Genomic DNA, 214 nt, shown 5'->3' on the forward strand with positions numbered 1-214 from the left:
AAGGGCGGAGTCCTAACCGCTAGACGAAGGGGACACGATAGTGTCGCGACTTCGCAGCCGTCTTGCTCATTACTTTTCTATCAGACAATCTGTGTGAGCACTACGCGGGAAAGTATCTTCAGGTAAGGAGGTGATCCAACCGCAGGTTCCCCTACGGTTACCTTGTTACGACTTCACCCCAGTCATGAATCACAAAGTGGTAAGCGCCCTCCCG

General features: G+C 52.8%; 1 rRNA gene. It reads right to left on the bottom strand.

What is annotated here, in order from left to right:
- Nucleotides 1–123: 123 nt before the first annotated feature.
- Nucleotides 124–214, bottom strand: a 16S ribosomal RNA gene (locus WFK59_RS22060); the annotation flags it as partial.

The organism is Pantoea sp. USHLN298 (assembly GCF_037149395.1).
Lineage (GTDB): Bacteria > Pseudomonadota > Gammaproteobacteria > Enterobacterales > Enterobacteriaceae > Pantoea > Pantoea astica.